General features: G+C 68.6%; 17 protein-coding genes. 10 read left to right on the plus strand and 7 right to left on the minus strand.

The features are described 5' to 3' along the window. The coding region (locus N415_RS23405; RefSeq protein WP_193376496.1) for a SelB C-terminal domain-containing protein at window positions 1-420 on the plus strand (420 nt) is incomplete at its 5' end. On the opposite strand, the gene N415_RS23410 is transcribed toward N415_RS23405, so the two are convergent. Next, entirely contained in the window at window positions 421-2595 is a 2175-nt protein-coding gene (locus tag N415_RS23410) for an FUSC family protein (protein WP_068187208.1), read from the minus strand. Window positions 2596-2674: 79 nt separating this feature from the next. Continuing rightward, a complete protein-coding gene (locus N415_RS23415; RefSeq protein WP_068101786.1) occupies window positions 2675-3139 on the minus strand; it encodes a GatB/YqeY domain-containing protein in 465 nt (154 codons plus the stop codon). 121 nt (window positions 3140-3260) lie between these two features. Here N415_RS23415 and N415_RS23420 point away from each other — a divergent pair, with 121 nt between their 5' ends. From N415_RS23420 to N415_RS23440, 5 genes are read left to right on the plus strand one after another with little or no spacing between them, the layout of a single operon-like run. Then, entirely contained in the window at window positions 3261-4472 is a 1212-nt protein-coding gene (locus tag N415_RS23420) for a hypothetical protein (protein WP_068187210.1), read from the plus strand. Between the two features lie 12 nt (window positions 4473-4484). Then, window positions 4485-5138 (plus strand): DUF4129 domain-containing protein, encoded by a 654-nt coding sequence (locus N415_RS23425; RefSeq protein WP_068187213.1) that lies wholly within the window; start codon window positions 4485-4487, stop codon window positions 5136-5138. Further along, a complete protein-coding gene (locus N415_RS23430) occupies window positions 5135-6277 on the plus strand; it encodes a DUF4350 domain-containing protein (protein ID WP_068187215.1) in 1143 nt (380 codons plus the stop codon). The genes N415_RS23425 and N415_RS23430 overlap by 4 nt, the downstream gene beginning before the upstream one ends. Then, complete coding sequence (locus N415_RS23435; protein ID WP_068101774.1) at window positions 6274-7242, plus strand: MoxR family ATPase; 969 nt, start codon at window positions 6274-6276, stop codon at window positions 7240-7242. The genes N415_RS23430 and N415_RS23435 overlap by 4 nt, the downstream gene beginning before the upstream one ends. Beyond that, window positions 7242-8564, plus strand: a complete 1323-nt coding sequence (locus N415_RS23440) for a DUF58 domain-containing protein (RefSeq protein ID WP_068187217.1) — start codon at window positions 7242-7244, stop codon at window positions 8562-8564. The genes N415_RS23435 and N415_RS23440 overlap by 1 nt, the downstream gene beginning before the upstream one ends. 71 nt (window positions 8565-8635) lie before the next feature. On the opposite strand, the gene N415_RS23445 is transcribed toward N415_RS23440, so the two are convergent. Next, a complete protein-coding gene (locus N415_RS23445) occupies window positions 8636-9628 on the minus strand; it encodes a stage II sporulation protein M (protein WP_068187219.1) in 993 nt (330 codons plus the stop codon). A gap of 36 nt (window positions 9629-9664) precedes the next feature. Between N415_RS23445 and N415_RS23450 the strand changes: the two genes are divergently transcribed. Next, window positions 9665-10573: an RDD family protein gene (locus N415_RS23450; protein ID WP_068187220.1), complete on the plus strand. Its 909-nt coding sequence runs from the start codon at window positions 9665-9667 to the stop codon at window positions 10571-10573. A 130-nt stretch (window positions 10574-10703) separates the two neighbouring features. Here the strand turns inward: N415_RS23450 and N415_RS23455 are convergent, their stop codons facing one another. Further along, the gene (locus tag N415_RS23455; protein WP_068187221.1) at window positions 10704-11093 is read right to left on the minus strand and encodes a hypothetical protein; all 390 of its coding nucleotides are present in this window, start codon (window positions 11091-11093) and stop codon (window positions 10704-10706) included. A 211-nt stretch (window positions 11094-11304) separates the two neighbouring features. Here N415_RS23455 and N415_RS23460 point away from each other — a divergent pair, with 211 nt between their 5' ends. Beyond that, on the plus strand, window positions 11305-12006 hold the full coding sequence (locus N415_RS23460; RefSeq protein ID WP_068187222.1) for a PadR family transcriptional regulator: 702 nt from the start codon (window positions 11305-11307) through the stop codon (window positions 12004-12006). A 24-nt stretch (window positions 12007-12030) separates the two neighbouring features. On the opposite strand, the gene glpK is transcribed toward N415_RS23460, so the two are convergent. After that, complete coding sequence (gene glpK, locus N415_RS23465; protein WP_068187223.1) at window positions 12031-13557, minus strand: glycerol kinase GlpK; 1527 nt, start codon at window positions 13555-13557, stop codon at window positions 12031-12033. A gap of 124 nt (window positions 13558-13681) precedes the next feature. Here glpK and N415_RS23470 point away from each other — a divergent pair, with 124 nt between their 5' ends. Together N415_RS23470 and N415_RS23475 are read left to right on the plus strand one after the other, a co-directional pair. Then, a complete protein-coding gene (locus tag N415_RS23470) occupies window positions 13682-15154 on the plus strand; it encodes a glutamate--cysteine ligase (RefSeq protein ID WP_068187225.1) in 1473 nt (490 codons plus the stop codon). A gap of 7 nt (window positions 15155-15161) precedes the next feature. After that, a complete protein-coding gene (locus N415_RS23475; protein ID WP_068187227.1) occupies window positions 15162-15851 on the plus strand; it encodes a class I SAM-dependent methyltransferase in 690 nt (229 codons plus the stop codon). A 24-nt stretch (window positions 15852-15875) separates the two neighbouring features. On the opposite strand, the gene N415_RS32915 is transcribed toward N415_RS23475, so the two are convergent. Together N415_RS32915 and N415_RS32920 are read right to left on the minus strand one after the other, a co-directional pair. Further along, on the minus strand, window positions 15876-16994 hold the full coding sequence (locus N415_RS32915) for a PE family protein (RefSeq protein WP_068187229.1): 1119 nt from the start codon (window positions 16992-16994) through the stop codon (window positions 15876-15878). 278 nt (window positions 16995-17272) lie between these two features. Then, window positions 17273-18679, minus strand: a complete 1407-nt coding sequence (locus tag N415_RS32920) for a PE family protein (RefSeq protein ID WP_068187230.1) — start codon at window positions 18677-18679, stop codon at window positions 17273-17275. Window positions 18680-18892: the final 213 nt, after the last annotated feature.

Below are 18892 nucleotides of genomic sequence, written 5' to 3' on the forward strand. Positions count from 1 at the left end.
CTGCCGCCGCTGCTCGCCGGCACCGGCCTGGAGGTGGCGGACGGGCTGGTCCGTCCTCCCGGTGCGGGCCTGCCGGCCCGCGTCGACAAGGCGGTGCGTTCGATCGAGGAATGGCTGGCCGCCGAGCCGTTTCGGGCGCCGGAGGCCGCCGAACTGGCCGACCTCAAGCTCGGCCCTCGGGAGCTGGCCGCCGCCGTGCGCGCCGGGCGGCTGGCCCGGATCGCCGACGGCGTGGTGCTGGGTCCCGACGCGTTCGACCGGGCGGCCGATGTCCTGGCGAAGCTGCCGCAGCCGTTCACCGTCAGCGAGGCCCGGCGCGCCCTGGGCACCACCCGTCGCGTCGCTGTGCCACTGCTCGAGCGGCTCGACGACCGGCGTGTCACCAGGCGGGCCGGCGACGGCACCCGGACGATGGCCTGATCAACTCTGTTTGGTGATGGAAACCACTGCGGAAGAAGGCATTTCGGGCTGCCCGAGCGGTATCAACTCGAGTTCGCCGAGGGTGGCCGCCACCGTGACGAACGGCTGCGCGGCCTCGACCGCGTTGGCTTCGCCGGCACTCTCGGCTCGCAACGCACTGGCGACTTCCCCGGCCATCGGCCGACCGATCGTGTCGTTGGACGCTGAGAACCGCTCGGTGACGAACTCCAAGTGGGCTTCCAGCACAGCCCGGGCGGAGGGGAAGGACCCGCTCGGGGGCAGCGTCCTGATGTCGGCGATCATGTCCGCCGCGAGGCGCAACCACGTGGCCCGGTTGGCCGCCCGCACCACCGGAGTGCGCAGGTCGGCCCCGCTACCCGTCTCCGAAAGATAATGCCGCACAGCGTCATCCACTCTTCGGCTGGACACGAGGGCATCGTGGCTGAGGGCGGCGAGGGCGGAGTCGCTTTCTTCCGAGCGACCCTCGGTGACCCGCAGCACGGCCGCCTGGAGGTAGCGCAAGTTGACATCGACCGCCGCCCGGATCAGGGCCGACACCGCAACCGTGGCGCCCCGGGGCCACAGCAGCAGCGACACGACCAGGCCGACGGCCGCGCCCATCGCGATGTCTTCGATCCGCAGCAGGCCGACGCGCCAGCCGGCGGGCGCGGTGAGATTGAGGATGACCAGCAGGCTCAACGCCCCCACGGCCTGGGCGACGGTGAACGAAACGAACCGCGGCAGGTAGGTCGACCCGAAAATGGTGATCGGGACCAGCAGCCACAGCGCCACGGGTTCCGGACCGACGGCCCCGACAAGCAGCCCGCCGATGATGATCCCCAGCGTCGTACCCACAACCGCCTGAACGACTTTGGTTCTGGTGGTCAACGCGCTGCTGCTGAGCACCAGCATCGTTCCCACCACGACCCAGAAGCCATGCTCCACCAGATGCAGATGAGTGACGGCGACCGCCAGGGCCAACCCGACCCCCATGCGCAGGCCGTTGTGCGCCGCGACGGAACGGGTGGCCAGGAACGCCGCCACCACCGCCGTGCCCGCGGCGGTCTCCGACGCCAGCCGGTCGGCGAATCCGGTGGGCGGCAGCTGCAGGCCGAGGGCCCGTGCCCACACCGGCCGCGCGTCGGCGGCGGCGGCCGCCGCGATGACCCTGCCGATCAATGCGATGGTCGTCGTGATACTTCGGCATCCCAGCAGCTGTCGCCCCGTCGCACCGGCAGACTCGTCGTCCGGTGCGTCGAGAATCAGCACCACGTCGTCGCGGTAATTGCGCCGTGCCAGCGACCGCAATTGGGCCAGCACCTCGTCCAGGGTGGCGCGATTTGTGGCGCGATGGGCGAGTTGCGCTGCGTCGAGCATTCGGGAGCAGCATCGCAGGATTTCCACGGCGGGCGGTTTCAGCGTCCCCAATGTCCTCCCGGTGTCGTCGTCGACGAGGTCGGCGACCAGCTCGAGAAGGTCGACGACGCGGACCAGCGCCCGGCTGCCGGCGCTGAGGCCGACCGGGCGGCAGCTGGCGGCCAGGAAATTCGCCCGCAACGCGTCCATGGCCGTCGCCACGTCCTCGGCCGAACCGGCGCCCTCGATCCGGTCGGCCAGCGCGGTGCACACCTGTCGGACGTGCCGGCGCAGGGCACCATAGTGCCGCGGCGGAAGGAAGAACAACGCCGCCGGCACGCACAGCAGGACGGCGATCAGCCAACCCAGCAACCGCTCGCCGATGGGCCCGGTCGGCGTGCAGACCGGCCAGACGTAACACAACAGGGTCGCGCGCTGACCGGCGGAGACCGTCGTGCTGAGCAAGCTGGCCAGGGTGGCCGCGATCGCGAGGAGAAACATCAAAGCCACGGCCAGCCAGGGGATTGGGGCCACCAAGGTGCCGACGGCGATCAGGACGATCCCGTTCACGGTCAAGCCGAGGTAACCCACCGCGCGCTGCTGGCGGTTGCCGGGAAATTCGGTGACCACCAGCAGCCAGAAAGCGCCGAGCAGCGCATACAGCGGTGTCACGGTGCCGCCCACCACAGCGAAGGCGACGCCGGCCGTAATCGGCACCATGATCGCCGCCCGGACGGCCCGTTTCAGCGCGTCGCGTTCCGGATCTTCGGTGCGCAACTGCTCCAACGTTTGCCGGATCGAGGGGATCCGGATCAGCATGACTGGATGATAGAGCCGTTGCGGGCGTGGAGTCGTTGCGGGCGGCCGCGGATTCCGGCTCACCGCAGAGTAATTGGCCCTACAGGCGTTCCTTCACCGCGGCCGACAGCCGCGCGCCGTCGGCCTTCCCCGCCGCGATCGCGGTGGCCGCCTTCATGACCATGCCCATTTGCTTCATGCCCGGCCGCTCGCCGATCTCCTCGGCGACCTGTGCGATCGCGGTGTCGGCGACGTCGGCCAGCTCCGCCTCCGTGAGCGGCGTGGGCAGGTACTCGTCGATGACCCGGGCCTCGGCGTGCTCGTTGGCGGCGAGCTCACCGCGACCGTTCTGGGTGTAGATTTCGGCCGCCTCGGCGCGCTTGCGCGATTCCCTGGCCAAAACCTTGATGACGTCGTCGTCGGTGAGCTCGCGCGCCTGCTTGCCGGAGACCTCCTCGGTCTGGATCGCGGCCAGCAGCATGCGCAGGGTCGCGGTTCGCAGCTTGTCCTGGGCCTTCATCGCCTGCGTCAGGTCGTCCCGCAGCCGGGATTTCAATTCCGCCATGGCTGAGACGCTACGCGCCGCGGCGCCGGTCGAGATTGAGAAATGCCCGGACCGTCGACAGGATGGAGCCCATGACGAACGACGGGCCCGGCCGCGCAGGCCTTGAAGGGCACAGCACCCGGTGAACGCGCTGCCGCCGCCCGGTTACCCGGGGTTCCCCCCGCCCGGCCAGTACGCACCGCTCGGCTACCCGCCGGCCGGGTATGGCCCCCCACCGGGGTACGGCGCGCCGCCGCCCGGCTACGGCCCCCCGCCGGGCTACGGTCCCCCACCGGGCTATGGCCCCCCGCCGGGCTACGGCCCGCCACCGGGCTACGGTTCGCCGCCGGGATACGGCCCGCCGCAACTGGTTCCCGGGGCGCTCAAGCCCGGGATCATCCCGCTGCGGCCGCTGACGCTCAGCGACATCTTCAATGGCGCGGTCGGCTACGTCCGGGCCAACCCCCGGGCGACGCTGGGGCTGACCGCGATGGTGGTCGTGGTCATGCAGCTCGTCTCCCTGCTCGCGACGTTCGGGCCACTGGCCGCCTACGGCAGGATCACCGTCGCACGCTCCAGCGAGCTGAGCGGCGGCGTCGTCGGAGCGTGGCTGGGCTCGATGGCCGCGGGGATGGTCGTCACCTGGCTCGGCGGCATGCTGCTGTCCGGCATGCTCACCGTCATCGTCGGGCGGGCGGTGTTCGGAGCGCCGATCACCATCGGCGAAACCTGGGTCAAGATTCGCGGGCGGCTGCTCCCACTGCTCGGGTTGGCGCTGCTGGAAGGCGTCGCCGTGGCGGCCCTTTTCGGGCTGGTGGCGGTGATCATCGCGCTGCTGGCGGTCGCCGGCGCCCCGGCGCTGGCGGTCCTGTTGGGCTTCCCGCTGGTGCTCGCGGCGATCGTGGCGCTGGTCTACCTCTACACCATGGTGTTGTTCGCGCCGGTGCTGATCGTGCTGGAGCGGCTGCCCGTCATGGAGGCGATCACGCGATCGTTCAGGCTGGTCCGTGGCGGCTTTTGGCGGGTGTTGGGCATCCGGACGCTGACGTTTGTGGTCGCGTCCTTCATCGGCAACGCCGTCGCGCTGCCGTTCAGCATCGTCGGTCAAGTGCTGCTGGTCAGCGGCGGGACCCCGTCGACCGGTGGGTTGCTGCTGAGCAGCGCGATCGCGTCGGTCGGGGCGGCCATCGGCCAGATCATCATCGCGCCGTTCAACGCCGGGGTCATCACGCTGCTCTACACCGACCGCCGGATGCGGGCCGAGGCGTTCGACCTGGTGCTGCAGACCGGCGCCGCGGGCGGCCCCTACGCGGCCGCGTCCACCGACAACCTCTGGCTGACCCGGCCGGTGTAGGACCAACTGACCGTGCCCTCCATCGACATCGACCGCGATGCCGCCCATCAGGCCGCCCAGATAGAGCTGGGCAAGCCGATCTATTCGAAAGGCTCGGCCGCCCAACAATTCGCCGAGTGGGTGAACGAACTGATCTACCGGCTGCTGGACAAGACCGCCTCGATACCCGGCGGATGGTTCACCACCAGCGTGCTGCTCATCCTGCTGGCAATCGCGATCGTGGTCGCCATCCGTATCGCACGACGCACCATGCGCACCAACCGCGGCGGCGACTACCAGTTGTTCGAGGCCTCCCAGCTCACCGCGGCGCAGCACCGCGCCACCGCCGAAAGCTATGCCGCACAAGGCGACTGGTCGGCGGCGATCCGGCATCGGCTGCGCGCCGTCGCGCGCCAACTCGAGGAGACCGGCGTGCTGGAACCGGCACCCGGCCGCACCGCCAACGAGCTGGCCCGGGACGCAGGCGCGGCCCTGCCGCACCTGGGAAGCGAATTATCTGATGCCGCAACGGCATTCAATGACGTGACCTACGGCGAGCGGCCCGGAACCGAGGCCGGCTACCGAATGATCGCCGCACTCGACGACCATCTGCGCTCGCGCTCGCCCGCCGCGGCGCAGGCGGCCGGCCGGCGCGAGGCCACCGACTCCTGGGCGCAGGTCCGATGACGGCGACGCGTCCGGTGGCGCCAATGCCGGTGCGGCGCTGGCGAACATTGGCCTGGGTGGTCCTCACCATCGTCGCACTCGCCGTCATCGCCGGCGTCAGCGCCTACCTGACCGCACCGCGCCCCGGCGCCCGGATGGATCCGAAATCGACCGAGCCGGACGGGGCGCGCGCGCTGGTGACGCTACTGCGGGACGGCGGCGTCGAGGTGGTGGTGGCCGACACCGTCGCCGACGTCGAACGCGCGACGCGGCCGGGCACGCAGATCCTGGTGGCGCAGAGCCAATACCTCACCGACACCGCGCTGCTGGACCGGCTCGGCAACGTCCCCGGCGATCTGCTGCTGGTGGAACCGACGGTGCGCACCCGGGAGGCGCTGATGCCCGGGGTGCGCATGTCGGCAGGCAGCATGGCATTCGACAAGAGCCCGAATTGCTCACTGCGAGAGGCGGACCGCGCCGGATCGGTGCGGTTCGGTCCCAGCGACACCTATCGGGCCACCGACGGCCGGGCCATGACGAGCTGTTACGACGGGATACTCATCCGGTACCGCGACGACGGGCGGATCGTCACGGTGGTCGGCAGCACCGACTTCATGACCAATGGAAGCCTGCTGCAGGCGGGCAACGCCGCGCTGGCCATGAACCTCGCGGGCGCACGGCCCCGGCTCATCTGGTACGCGCCCCACCGCGTCGAGGGTGAAACGTCGTCCCCGTCAAGTGTTTCCGATTTGATCCCAGAAAACGTGACCTGGATCGTGTGGCAGCTGTGCGTCGTCGTACTGCTGGTTGCCCTGTGGAAGGGCCGCCGGCCGGGCCCGCTGGTGGCCGAGGAATTGCCCGTCGTCGTGCGCGCGTCGGAGACCGTCGAGGGCCGCGGCCGGCTCTACCGGTCGCGGCGCGCCCGCGACCGCGCCGCCGCGGCGTTGCGCGCCGCCACGATTCAGCGACTGCTGCCCCGGCTCGGCCTGGGCCCGGGCGCGCCGGCTCCCGCGGTGGTGGCGACCGTGGCCCGGCGCAGTGGCGCCGACCCGGGATTCGTTTCCTACCACCTGTTCGGGCCACCGCCGGCCACCGACCACGACCTGCTACAACTTGCCCGTGCGCTCGACGACATCGAAAGGCAGGTCACACGAACGTGACGCAATCACAAACCCCGACCGCTGAGGCGGCACGCGAGGCGCTGCTGGCGTTGCGATCCGAGCTGGCCAAGGCCGTCGTCGGGCAGGAGGGGGTCGTCAGCGGCCTGGTGATCGCGCTGTTGTGCCGGGGACACGTGCTGCTGGAAGGTGTTCCGGGCGTGGCGAAGACGCTGTTGGTGCGCGCGATGTCGGCCGCCCTGCAGCTGGAGTTCAAACGGGTGCAGTTCACCCCCGACCTGATGCCCGGCGACGTCACCGGCTCGCTGGTGTACGACGCGCGCACCGCCGCGTTCGTGTTCCGGCCGGGCCCGGTGTTCACCAACCTGCTGCTGGCCGACGAGATCAACCGCACCCCACCCAAAACGCAGGCCGCGCTGCTCGAGGCGATGGAAGAGCGTCAGGTCAGCGTCGAAGGCGAGGCCAAGCCGCTGCCCGACCCGTTCATCGTCGCCGCGACCCAGAACCCGATCGAGTACGAGGGCACCTACCAACTGCCCGAGGCCCAGCTCGACCGGTTCCTGCTCAAACTCAACGTGACACTGCCGTCGCGCGACGCCGAGATCGCCATCCTCGGCCGGCACGCGCACGGCTTCGATCCCCGCGACCTGTCGGAGATCAACCCGGTGGCCGGGCCGGACGAGCTCGCGGCCGGGCGCAAGGCGGTGCAACAGGTCCTGGTCGCAGACGAGGTGCTGGGCTACATCGTGGACATCGTCGGGGCCACCCGCTCGTCGCCCGCCCTGCAGCTGGGTGTGTCGCCGCGCGGGGCGACGGCGCTGCTGGGCACCGCGCGGTCGTGGGCCTGGCTGTCCGGCCGCAACTACGTCACCCCCGACGACGTGAAGGCCATGGCCCGCCCGACCCTGCGGCACCGGGTGATGCTGCGCCCCGAGGCCGAGCTCGAAGGGGCAACGCCCGACGGCGTGCTCGACGGAATCCTGGCGTCGGTGCCGGTGCCACGCTAGTGATCCTGACTGGGCGCACCGGGCTGCTGGCGCTGATCTGCGTCCTGCCTATCGCGGTATCGCCGTGGCCCACAAGGGCTTTCGTGGTACTGCTGGTGTTGCTGGTGACATTGGTGGTCGTCGATGCCACGCTGGCGGCCAGCACCCGTGCGCTGCGCTATACCCGTTCGGCGGATTGTTCGGCCCGGCTCGCGCAACCGGTGCTGGTCACCGTGGAGGTGCACAACGACGGCCGCCGGCGATTCCGCGGCCAGATCCGCGACGCCTGGCCGCCCAGCGCGTGCGCCGAGCCGCGCATGCACGCCGTTGACATCGCCGCCGGGCAGGCGCAGCCGCTGGAGACCCGGCTGCGGCCGGTTCGTCGCGGCGATCAGCGCGCGGCCGCGGTCACGGCGCGTTCGATCGGGCCGCTGGGGCTGGCCGGGCGGCAGGGTTCACGGTCGGTGCCGGGGCAGGTCCGGGTGCTGCCGCCGTTCCTGTCGCGCAAGCACCTGCCGTCGCGGCTCGCCAAGCTGCGCGAGATCGACGGCCTCTTGCCGACGCTGATACGCGGGCAGGGAACCGAGTTCGATTCGCTGCGTGAGTATGTCGTCGGCGACGACGTGCGCTCGATCGACTGGCGCGCGTCGGCCCGGCGCGCCGACGTGGTGGTCCGCACCTGGCGACCCGAACGCGACCGGCGCGTGGTGATCGCGCTCGACACCGGGCGCACGGCGGCGGGTCGCGTCGGCGTCGACCCCACCGCCTCTGACCCGGCGGGCTGGCCCCGGCTGGACTGGGCGATGGACGCCGCGCTGCTGCTGGCGGCGCTCGCGTCGCGGGCCGGCGACCACGTCGACTTCCTCGCCCACGACCGGGTGAGTCGGGCCGGCGTGTTCGGCGCGTCACGCACCGAGCTGCTCGCCCAGCTGGTCGATGCGATGGCCCCGGTTCAGCCCGCGCTGGTCGAATCGGATTGGCGCGCAATGGTTGCCACCATCGTGCGGCGCACCCGGCGGCGGTCGCTGGTGGTGCTGCTGACCGACCTCAACGCGACCGCCTTGGACGAGGGCCTGCTGCCGGTGCTGCCGCAGCTGTCGGCCAAGCACCACGTGATGATCGCCGCCGTCGGCGACCCGCGTGTCGACCAGATGGCGGCCGGGCGCTCCGACGCGGCCGCGGTATACGACGCCGCGGCCGCCGAACGCTCCCGCAACGACCGGGGCACGATCGCGACGCGGCTGCGACGCGGCGGCGTCGAGGTCGTCGACGCCCCGCCCACCGAGATCGCGCCGGCCCTCGCCGACCGCTATCTGGCGATGAAAGCCACCGGAAGACTGTGAGTTTCGTCCGCGAAAGTGCAACTACCGACGGTCCCACTCGATAAATGCGCCGCCAGTTGCACTCTCGCGGCCTACTGAGTCGGCACCACGTCGGGCGCGTCTTCGACGTCGCCGGTCTCGCCTGCCTTCGCCGCGCGGCGCCCGAAATACACGATGTACGACAGGAACGCGGCCTCGGCGATGACCCCGATGCCCACCCGGACAAACGTCGGCAACGGTGACGGCGTCACCAGCGCCTCGATCAGCCCCGAGACCAGCAACACACCGACCAGCCCGACGGCGACCGAGACGACGCCGCGGCCCTGCTCGGCCAGCACCTGCCCGCGGGGGCGATCGCCCGGTGAAATCACCGACCAGCCCAGCCGCATCCCCGTTGCGCCGGCAAGGAATACCGCCGTCAGCTCCAGCAGCCCATGGGGGATCAGCAGGCCCAGCAGGATGCCGCCCTTGCCGGCCTGAAACATCAACCCGGCGATCAGCCCCAGGTTGGCGGCGTTGTTGAACAAGATGATCGGGATCGGCAACCCCAGTACCACCGACATGGCGATGCACTGCGCGGCCACCCAGGAGTTGTTGATCCAGACCTGCAGCGCAAACGCGGCGGCGGGGTGTTCGCTGTAGTACGACGCGACATCGTGGTTGACCAATTCGTCTATCTCACTTGGTGTTCCGAGGGCCGACTGCACCTCAGGATTGCCGGCCACCCACATCGCGATGATCACCACGACGGCGAAAAACGCCACCGCCGTTCCCAACCACCACCGCCAGGTGCGGTACGCGACCACCGGGAACGACACCGTCCAGAAGCGGACGAACGTGCTGCTCAGTGGGGCATGGGCGCCCGTCACCACGGAGCGGGCCCGCGCGACCAGGCTCGACAGCCGACCGATGAGCAGCGAATCCGACGACGCGGACCGCAGCATCGACAGATGGGTGGAGACCCGCTGGTAAAGCTCGACGAGTTCGTCGACCTCCGCGCCCGTCAACGACCGGCGCCTCTTGACCAATTGGTCGAGCCGGTCCCACGTACCGCGATGGGTCAGCACGAATGCGTCGACGTCCACCCTGGGCAGCCTAACCGGCCTGTACCGTTCGGTGTTATGTCGGAGGTGGTGACCGGGGACGCCGTGGTGCTCGACGTGCAGATCGCTCAGTTGCCAGTGCGGGCGGCCAGCGCGCTGATCGACATCACGGTGATCTTCATCTGCTACGTGCTCGGTCTTATGTTGTGGGCGGCCACCCTGACCCAGTTCGACTCCGCGCTGAGCACCGCCGTCCTGCTCATCTTCACGGTGTTGGTGGTCGTCGGCTATCCGTTGGCGTTCGAAACCGCCACGCGGGGAAGGTCGGTGGGCAAGATGGCGCTGGGCCTGCGGGTGGTGTCCGAGGACGGCGGCCCAGAACGCTTCCGGCAGGCCCTGTTTCGGGCGCTGGCGTCGGTGGTGGAGATCTGGATGCTCGCCGGGAGTCCGGCGGTGATCTGCAGCATCTTCTCCCCGAAGGGCAAGCGCATTGGCGACGTCTTCGCCGGCACGGTCGTCGTGAGCGAGCGCGGCCCTCGGTTGAGCCCGCCGCCGGTGATGCCGCCGTCGCTGGCGTGGTGGGCGTCCTCGCTGCAGCTGTCGGGATTGGGCCCCGGCCAGGCCGAGGTGGCACGACAATTCCTCTCCCGCGCACCGCAACTCGATCCTCACTTGCGCCTGCAGATGGCCTACCGGATCGCCGGCGACGTCGTGTCGCGCATCGCTCCGCCACCACCGCCCGGTGCCCCGCCGGAGTTGGTGCTCGCCGCGGTGCTCGCCGAGCGGCACCGCCGCGAACTGGCCCGGCTGCGTCCCCAACTGCCCCCGATGCCGCCCGCGGGACCCTGGCCGCCGCCGGCCCCACCGGCCGCGCCCTGGTCGCAACCGCCAGCACACTGGCCGCGACTGCCGCAATCGCCGCAACCCCAGCAGCCCCCGGCCCCCTGGCCTGAGCCGGAGCCTGGCGGCTTCGCCCCGCCCGGCTAGCCGGAGACGGCGTCATCACCCCTTGAGTGTCAATCGTGGGTTTTGTGTGTGAGCCCTGGGCGGAAGATTCGGCGATTTTCAACCCTGGCGCACCACGCAAAGCCGTCAGTACACACTCAAGCCCTGAACGCTAGCCGGAGACCGCCGCCGCCATCAGTAGAACGTCGGCGATCAGCAGCGCCCAACCCACCAGCGGAACTGCGATGCCGCCGCGGCGCTTTGCGGTGAAGAACGAGATCAGCAGGACGACGAACGCCACCACCGGCGCGCCATAAAACGCGACGCCGAAATCGATGCCGCCACGCCCGAGGTCGGGACAGCTCCGGTCCGCACACCCGGCCGTGCTCATCACCGCACCGAGTGCGAAGAGCATCACGATGGCCGCCGCGGGCACCGTCGCCAGCGCCAACCCCCAGTTCAACCACGGCCAGGCGTTGCGACCTCGGGCGTCGCCGCCCCGAGTGGGGTCGGTCGCGCTTTGCATCCCGCCGCCCACCGTCAGGTTGTTGTCAGCGTTCATCCCTCAGGTGCTACCCGCGGCCCGGAGGATGCAAACCGCGCGATGACGTCGGACCAAAAATCGCTTTCCGCAGGTCAACGCGATTTCGTTGCCACTCAAGCCAGAGTTATCGGAATATCTCGTTGCATCGCGTTAGTTTTCGATATATCGTGATATGACGTAGCGCGCGATCGGCGCGTCACCCACAAACGATCGAGAGGAACTACCAACAATGAGCAACCCATTCACTCCCCCCGAGGGCCCCTTCGCGGGCCGGGCCGGATTCGGCTTCGGCTTCGGCCCCGGCCCGGTGGACCGCCGCGCCCTGCACGACGCCAGGCGTCAGGCCCGGCGGGAATTCCGCGAACACCTGCGCGACCACGCCGGTGACCACTTCGGCCCCGGATTCGGGCCGGGATTCGGCCCCGGGTTCGGCCCGGGCTTCGGCTTCGGCCCCGGCGGCCGTCGCGGCGGACGACGTCGTGGCGGCTCCGGCCGCGGACGCCGCGGCGACGTGCGCGCGGCCATCCTGGCCCTGCTGGCCGAGCGGCCGATGCACGGCTACGAGATGATCCAGCAGATCGCCGAGCGCAGCAACGGAATCTGGCGGCCCAGCCCCGGGTCCGTGTACCCGACGCTGCAACTGCTCGACGACGAGGGCCTGATCAGCGCGAGCGAAAGCCACGGCAGCAAAAAGCTTTTCGAGCTGACCGACGAGGGCCGCGCGGCGGCCGAGAAGATCGAGACCAAGCCGTGGGACGAGATCGCCGAGGGCGCCGACCCGGGTGCGGTCAACCTGCGCGCGGCAATGGGCCAGTTGTTCGGTGCGGTCGCGCAATCCGCGCACACCGCCACCGCCGAGCAGCAGCAGCGCATCGTCGAGATCATCAACAACGCCCGCCGCGAGGTCTACGGCATCCTCGGCGAGGACTGAGGCCCGGCAGCAGCGGGCTCTGGACTAGGACACATCAACCCAGTCCAGGGTCCGCTGCACGGCCTTGCGCCAACCCGCGTATCCCGCGTCGCGCTGCTCGTCGTCCCAGTTGGGCGTCCAGCGCTTGTCCTCCTGCCAATTCGACCGCAGGTCCGACGGATCGGCCCAGAACCCGACGGCCAAGCCCGCCGCATAGGCGGCGCCAAGCGCGGTCGTCTCGGCGACCACCGGCCGCACCACGTCCACGCCCAGCACGTCGGCCTGGATCTGCATGCACAGGTCGTTGCCGGTGATGCCGCCGTCGACCTTCAACACCTCAAGGCGCACACCGGAATCCGCCTTCATCGCGTCCACCACGTCGCGGCTCTGGTAGCAGATCGCCTCCAGCGTCGCCCGCGCCAGGTGCGCGTTGGTGTTGAACCGCGACAGCCCCACGATCGCGCCGCGGGCGTCGGATCGCCAGTAGGGGGCGAACAACCCGGAGAACGCCGGGACGAAATACACCCCGCCGTTGTCGGGGACCTGACGGGCCAGCGACTCGCTCTGCGCGGCGCCGCTGATGATGCCGAGCTGATCACGCAACCACTGCACCGCCGAGCCCGTGACCGCGATCGAACCCTCAAGCGCATACACGGGTTTGGCGTCGCCGAACTGGTAGCAGACCGTGGTCAGCAGGCCGTTGTCCGAGCGCACGATCGTCTCGCCGGTGTTGAGCAGCAGGAAATTGCCGGTGCCATAGGTGTTTTTCGCCTCGCCCTCGGCTAAGCACACCTGACCGACCATCGCCGCGTGCTGGTCGCCCAGGACTCCCGTAATCGGCACCTCGCCACCGAGCGGCCCGGTATCCAGCGTCACCCCGTAGGGTTCGACGGGAGAGGACGCCGCGATCGCCGGCAGCATCGCGCGCGGGATGGCGAAGAACGACAACAACTCGTCGTCCCAGTCCAGCGTTTCCAGGTTCATCAGCATGGTCCGGCTGGCGTTGGTCACGTCGGTGACGTGCGCGCCGCCCCGCGGGCCCCCGGTGAGATTCCACAACACCCAGGTGTCGGCGGTGCCGAAAAGGGCGTCGCCGCTCTCGGCGGCCTCGCGGACCCCGTCGACGTTTTCCAGGATCCATTGCAGCTTGCCGCCGGAGAAATACGTCGCCGGCGGCAGGCCGGCCTTCCGGCGGATCACGTCGCCGCGGCCGTCGCGGTCCAGCGCTGACGCGATCCGGTCGGTGCGGGTGTCCTGCCAGACGATCGCGTTGTAGTACGGCCGCCCGGTCCGCTTGTTCCATACCAGTGTTGTTTCGCGCTGGTTGGTAATCCCCAGGGCCGCAAGGTTTTTCGTCGACAGGTTGGACCGGTTCAACACCGACATCAGCACCGACGACGTGCGCTCCCAGATCTCCACTGGGTCGTGCTCCACCCAGCCCGCGCGGGGCAGGATCTGCTCGTGCTCGAGCTGATGGCGAGCCACTTCGGCACCGTCGTGATCGAAGATCATGCAGCGGGTGCTGGTGGTGCCCTGATCGATTGCGGCTACGAATTCAGCGGACTCGGCCAACTAGCTCTCCTCCACCCGTGATTGACACCTCTACGTCCATCATGGTCTACCCACCAGACCGGCGTCAGCACTGGTCAGCCTGTCGCCCTTGCGCTGCCGCCGGTAAACCTGTTGCATCGGCGTTGTGGGCGAAGAGGTCAAGCGCACCACGTATGACCGCGCGCAACGCTCGGAATACCGGCGCAAGGTGCGGTTGTGCCTGAACGTCTTCGAGACGATGCTGGCCCAGGCACGCTTCGATTCCGACCGGCCGCTCACCGGCATGGAGATCGAGTGCAACCTCGTCGACGCCGACTACCAGCCGGCCATGTCGAACCGGTCCGTGCTGGAGGCCATCGCCGACCCGGCTTTCCAGACCGAATTGGGCGCCTACAACATCGAATTCAACGTGCCGCCCCGCCCGCTGCCCGGGCACACGGGGCTGGACCTCGAGGCCGAGGTACGGGCCAGCCTCAATGACGCCGAGGCCAAGGCCAACTCGGGTGGCGCCCACATCGTGATGATCGGCATCCTGCCCACGCTGATGCCCGACCACCTCGACGACGGCTGGATGAGCGAGTCAAAGCGGTATGCCGCCCTCAACGACTCGATTTTTTCCGCGCGCGGCGAGGACATCCCGATCGACATCTCCGGCCCGGAGCCGCTGAGCTGGAACGCCGCCACCATCGCACCCGAATCCGCTTGCACCAGCATGCAATTGCACCTGCAGCTGGCCCCCGCGGAGTTCGCCGCCAACTGGAACGCGGCCCAGATCGTCGCAGGCCCGCAGCTGGCCCTGGGCGCCAACTCCCCCTACTTCTTCGGCCACCAGCTGTGGTCGGAGACCCGGATCGAGGTGTTCACCCAGTCCACCGACACGCGGCCCGAGGAGCTCAAGGCCCAGGGCGTGCGGCCGCGGGTCTGGTTCGGCGAACGGTGGATCACCTCCGTCCTGGACCTCTTCCAGGAGAACATCCAGTACTTCCCGTCCCTGCTGCCCGAGGTGTCCGACGAAGACCCCGTCGCCGAACTGGCCGCCGGGCGCACCCCGCAGCTGCCCGAATTGCGCCTGCACAACGGCACCGTGTACCGGTGGAACCGGCCCGTGTATGACGTGGTCGACGGGCGCGCGCACCTGCGGCTGGAGAACCGGGTGTTGCCGGCCGGGCCGACAGTCATCGACATGCTGGGCAATTCCGCCTTCTATTACGGCGTGCTGCGCGGCCTGTCCGAAGCCGAGGATCCGCTCTGGAACCGGATGGGTTTCCTTGTGGCGCGGGAGAATTTCCTCGAGGCGGCGCGCCACGGCATCGACGCCCGGCTGCTCTGGCCCGGACGGGGCAAGGTGGCGGCGCGCGAGTTGGTGCTCGACACCTTGCTACCGATCGCCGACGACGGGCTGCGCCGCTGGGGCGTCGACGCCGAGGTGCGCGACCGGTTCCTCGGCGTCATCGAGGGTCGCGCCCGGGCCGGCCGCAACGGCGCCAGCTGGCAGGTGTCGACCGTGCGTACGCTGGAAGCCGCCGGCATGAGCCGGCCCGCCGCGCTCGCCGAAATGCTGCGGCGGTACTGCGAACACATGCATAGCAACGAGCCGGTGCACACCTGGGATCAATAGGGGAACCATGTCATCCGAAATCATGGACTGGGACGGCGCGTACCGCGAGGAGGGCGAATTCCAGGGGCCGCCACCGTGGAACATCGGTGAGCCGCAGCCGGAGTTGGCGGCGCTGATCACGGCCGGAAAGTTTCGCAGCGACGTGCTGGACGCCGGGTGCGGGTACGCCGAGCTGTCGCTGGCGCTGGCCGCGCAGGGCTACACCGTGGTCGGCATCGACCTCACGCCGACCGCCGTCGCCGCCGCCACCAAGGCGGCCCGCGAGCGCGGCCTGTCCACCGCGAGCTTCGTGCAGGCCGACATCACCGACTTCGCCGGCTACCCATACGGTTCGGAAGGACGCTTCTCGACGATCGTGGACTCGACCTTGTTCCACTCGCTCCCAGTCGAGGGCCGCGACGGCTACCTGCGCTCGATCCACCGCGCGGCGGCGCCGGGCGCCGGGTATTTCGTCCTGGTGTTCGCCAAGGGCGCCTTCCCCGCCGAGATGGAGCCCAAGCCCAACGAGGTCGACGAGCACGAGTTGCGCGAAGCGGTGAGCAAGTACTGGGAGATCGACGAGATCCGGCCCGCCTTCATCCACGCGAACATCCCGCCGCTCGGCGACGCGCCGTTCGAATTCCCGCCGCACGACCGCGACGAGAAGGGCCGGATGAAGTTGCCGGCCTTCCTGCTGACGGCGCATAAGGCCGGCTGAGACCTGGTCAGGGCCCCGCGCCGGTCACAGTGGGGGGATCTCGAACTGGAAGAGCGGAACGGATTCGATGGTGACGCTGGGGATGAAGATGTTGGGCAGGCTGAAGCCACCGACGCCGATGGACGAGATCGTCAACGGCGGCAGGGCGAAGCCGGGCTCGCTGATCGGCGGCAGCGTGAAACCGCCGACACCGATGGGCGGAATGGTGATGGACGGGATGGTGAAGCCGGACAGGCCGATGGACGGAATGGTGAAGCCGGAGAGACCAATCGGCGGTATGGTAAATGACCCGAGGTTAATGGGCGGGATGGTGAATCCCGAAATAAATCCTGGCGTGTGCATGCCGAGCGAAGCGTTTATGTCGAAGTTCTGCAGGTTCACGCTTATGGTGCCGAGCAGCGCAGAGTTGATCGTGACCAGTGTTTGATTGTTCCCCAACACCTCGAAATCCGGGAATTGTATCTGGGGGAAGTTGATCTGCGGAACAGTTACCTGGGGCAACGTGATGCCAGGAACTTGGATTTGCGGAAGGCTGAAGCCCGGCACCGTTATCGCCGGCAGATTTATCGGCGGCACCGATATGGCCGAAGTGGTTATCTGCGGCAGGCTGAACGCACTGACGCTGATGGGAGGCGACGTGAAGGGCGGAATGTTTATGGACGGAATGGATATCGGCGGCAGGCCGAAGGCGGAGAGGTTTATCTGAGGGATGTTCACCGGCGGAATGGCGATCCGCGGTGTGCCGATCGTGACCAAGGTGCCGGCCGCCCCGGTCTGGATGTCGATGATGCCGTCGAGCAGGTTGAAGTCCTGGACGGGTGCCGCCGCAACGGCCGCCTGCGCGGCGCCGGATACCTGCGCCACGTTGGAGGCCTCCGCGGCCGCGTAGGCACCCGCGCCGGCGTTCAGCAAGGAGACGAACTCCTGATGGAACGCCTGGGCCTGCGCGCTGAGGGCCTGGAATTCCTGGCCGAAGTTGCCGAACATCGAAGCGATCGCGACCGAAACCTCATCCTGAGCCGCAGCCGCAATCCCCGTCGTGGGACCCGCCGCGGTCACCGCCGCCGCCAACGACGAACGCACGCCCGCCAAGTCCGCCGCCGCACTTTGGACCAGATCCGGCGTTGCCATCACGAACGACATCTCGCACCCCTTTCTCACGGCTCGTCATCGAGCGGAGGCCGGCGAATGTTGTCGAGCCCTGGACCAGCGGCCGCACTACCGACCGGATATGAGTGAGTACAACCGATTTCCATACCTTCGGTCAAGGAAAATGGCTATTTTCAGAATGGGCATTCGCTAGCCGGACAATTGCGGCGGAACAGTCCAGAAAGCGCCAGGGAGCGGGGTACTTATATCCGCGCGAACGCCACCGCGGCCGGCGTGACACGCCGCCGACACTTGCGGCGCTCCGCGGCCGGTTAGGGACCTGTGCCCAGCAGGCTGGCCGCGACGTCGTTAACGATCGAAATGAAGGTGTTCGCTTCGATGGTCAGCCCGTTCAACCAGGTGGGGATAGGCGGGATCGTGAACTGGTCTTCCTGAACGGGCGCCACGGTGATTTGGGGGATGTCGACGGCGGGCAGGTTGAAGCCGCCGACGCCGACGGGTGGGATGGTCAGCGGCGTCGTGGCGAAACCCGGCCAGCTGACCTGGGGCAGCGTGAAGCCGCCGACACCGATCGGCGGGATAGTCAGCGGCGCCGTGGCGAAGGCCGGCCAACTGACTTGCGGCAGCGTGAAACCGCCGACGGCGATGGGCGGAACGGTGACCGACGGGATGGTGAAGCCGGAAAGGCCGATGGACGGGAACACATAATTGCCGCCGCTCGGGTTGCTGACGCTCAGGATCGGCAGAGTCAGAGCGCCGATTTGAATACTGGGGATACCGAATTGGGAAATAAACCCTTGCGTGTTGAAGCCGAGTGACGGCGCGTTGATATCGAACGATTCAAGGTTGATGTTGTAGTTCGGAAAAAGGATATTACCGGTTGTCAGGGTGACCACCGTCGCGCCGTTACCCGGAACGTTGATGTCCGGGAATTGTATCTGTGGAAGGTCGATTCGGGGAACGGTTATCGACGGGAGGCTCCAATTCGAAACCTGGATCAGGGGCGTTTGGAACGGCGGTATCGTCACCGCGGGCAGATTGATCGGCGGCACCGTAATGTCGGGCGTCGTTATCTGCGGCAGGTTGAATGCGCCCACGGTGATGTTGGCGGGCGTCGTCCCGGCCGGAATATTGATCGACGGTATCGACAGTTGCGGCAGGTTGAACGGACTCACCGTGAGGTTCGCGAGCGTCGCGCCGGCCGGAATGTTGACGGCCGGAATGGTGAGCTGAGGCAGGTTGAAGGGGGCGACGCTGATCGGGGGAACGTGCACCGCCGGCAGCGTGAACCCCGGTGTGCTGATCGTGAATTGAATGCCACCGGTCCCGATGTTGATGTCCAGGAGGCCGTTGAAAAGGTTGAAGGTTCGATAGGTCGCGGCGGGTACGGCCGCGGCCGGCGCAGCACCGGCTACCGCGTTGCCCAGCACCTGCCCGGCGTTAACGGCCTCGGCACTGCCATATGCCGCAGCGCCGGCATTCAGCAGGCTTTCGAATTCCGCATGAAATGCCTGCGCCTGGGCGTTCAGAGCTTGAAATTGCTGGCCGGCGCTGCCGAAGACCAAAGCGATTGCGTTCGATACCTCGTCTGCCGCGGCGGTCGCAATCCCGGTGGTGGGCCCACCGATCGCGGCGGCTTGTGTCAGCGAGGCACGAATACCTGCCAGGTCTTGGGCTGCACCCTGCACCGCTTCCGGCACGGTAACCACATACGACATCTCCGTCTCCTTTCACGCACGCCGAAAACGGCAGGGCAAGGCGAATGTGACGGCGGCCGAAGCCAATTCACCGGTCGGCTCGTCCCAGGCGGCATGCAGCAGCTCAGGCGGTGACATTGCGAAGTTCATCCCGCACCTCTTTTCACCGGCCCCATCGCCGAGCGGCGAGCAGATTTCCGAAGAGTGATCCGCCGCGTGCTGCTAACGCCAAAA

This window comes from Mycobacterium sp. UM_CSW (assembly GCF_000455205.1).
Lineage (GTDB): Bacteria > Actinomycetota > Actinomycetes > Mycobacteriales > Mycobacteriaceae > Mycobacterium.

What these genes read in the sequence shown, in the direction of transcription:
- N415_RS23455 (WP_068187221.1), bottom strand. Translation starts at nt 11,093, where the DNA reads ATGAACGCTGACAACAACCTGACGGTGGGCGGCGGGATGCAAAGCGCG.
- N415_RS32920 (WP_068187230.1), bottom strand. Translation starts at nt 18,679, where the DNA reads ATGTCGTATGTGGTTACCGTGCCGGAAGCGGTGCAGGGTGCAGCCCAA.
- N415_RS23460 (WP_068187222.1), top strand. Translation starts at nt 11,305, where the DNA reads ATGAGCAACCCATTCACTCCCCCCGAGGGCCCCTTCGCGGGCCGGGCC.
- N415_RS23475 (WP_068187227.1), top strand. Translation starts at nt 15,162, where the DNA reads ATGTCATCCGAAATCATGGACTGGGACGGCGCGTACCGCGAGGAGGGC.
- N415_RS23430 (WP_068187215.1), top strand. Translation starts at nt 5,135, where the DNA reads ATGACGGCGACGCGTCCGGTGGCGCCAATGCCGGTGCGGCGCTGGCGA.
- N415_RS23410 (WP_068187208.1), bottom strand. Translation starts at nt 2,595, where the DNA reads ATGCTGATCCGGATCCCCTCGATCCGGCAAACGTTGGAGCAGTTGCGC.
- N415_RS23415 (WP_068101786.1), bottom strand. Translation starts at nt 3,139, where the DNA reads ATGGCGGAATTGAAATCCCGGCTGCGGGACGACCTGACGCAGGCGATG.
- N415_RS32915 (WP_068187229.1), bottom strand. Translation starts at nt 16,994, where the DNA reads ATGTCGTTCGTGATGGCAACGCCGGATCTGGTCCAAAGTGCGGCGGCG.
- N415_RS23450 (WP_068187220.1), top strand. Translation starts at nt 9,665, where the DNA reads ATGTCGGAGGTGGTGACCGGGGACGCCGTGGTGCTCGACGTGCAGATC.